We start from the raw sequence: 1,110 nt of genomic DNA on the forward strand, positions 1-1,110 counted from the left end.
GTGCAATCTGGCTGGGCGATCGGGCAGCGTACCGCGTAGGCGCAGGCGTTCTCAACCTTTATGGAGGGCGTGTGTTCGGACGGGAGAGTGGGAAGCGGGCGCCGTCGATCAGAGTCCAAATCGAATCGAGCGGCGAGCAGGCCGGCGGAATAGGGGTGCGTGGCATTGCGGGCCACATCCTGCATGCTGCCCATTTCAACGATGCGTCCGGCGTAGAGAACCAGGACGCGGTCGGCCAGTGAGGCCGCCACGGTTAGATCGTGCGTGACGAAGAGAATTGCCGTCTGCTGCTCGCGAGCGAGATCGCGCAAGAGCTCAAGGATCTGCGCCTGCATCATGACGTCGAGCGCGGTGGTCGGTTCGTCGGCGATGAGGAGCTTCGGTCTTGCCATCATCGCCATGGCAATAAGCACTCGCTGACGCTGCCCCCCCGACAGGCGATGTGGAAGCGCATCGGCGATGCGGTCCGGGTCAAGTAGGCCGGTTCGGCTGAGCCAGTCTTCGATCGATCCATCGGACCCCCCATTGGATTCGCGCATCTGGCGACGGATGGTCATCGTAGGGTTGAGCGCGCCCATCGGATCTTGCGAGATGGCACGGACGAGGTGGCGGCGAACCGACTGCCAGGAGCGCCTTCCCGCGCCGACCAGTTCGATCCCCGTCAGCCGGATCGAGCCTGCAATCTGCGGAAGGTGCTCGCGAGGCAGGAGCCCCTGAAGCGTAAGCCCGATGCTTGTCTTGCCGGATCCGCTTTCCCCGACCAGCGCGATGATCTCGCCCGGAAACATGTCGAAACTGATGCCATCGAGGACGCGGGAAGAACGGCCTTCGCGGCTGAGAATAACTGAGAGGTCTTTGACGGCAAGGACGGATTCGGTCACGGGTTCGGACATTCGGTGCGGAAGCTTGACCATCTAAGGGACGAGCCTGACCTGCTTCCGGAATTCAGGGTCCCCAGCGAACGGTGGCAAAGTCGATGTTGCCAGGTGGATTCACGGGGCGGAGTCCAAGGTCCTTCAGACGCTTGGCGTGGACAACCACATCGTTTACGTCGACAAGCGGGATGACGACGCCGGCATCGAAATACATCTGCCCCGCTCTCTCGTAGAG

Annotated in this window: 1 protein-coding gene; it reads right to left on the bottom strand. The window is 62.3% G+C overall.

Annotated elements, in window-relative coordinates:
* A partial coding sequence (locus tag EOA85_RS35820; RefSeq protein ID WP_245486373.1) for an ABC transporter ATP-binding protein occupies positions 1 to 881 on the bottom strand: 881 nt, incomplete at its 3' end.
* Between the last annotated feature and the right edge of the window lie 229 nt (positions 882 to 1,110).

It is taken from the genome of Mesorhizobium sp. M5C.F.Ca.IN.020.29.1.1 (assembly GCF_003997375.1).
Classification (GTDB): Bacteria; Pseudomonadota; Alphaproteobacteria; order Rhizobiales; family Rhizobiaceae; genus Mesorhizobium; species Mesorhizobium wenxiniae.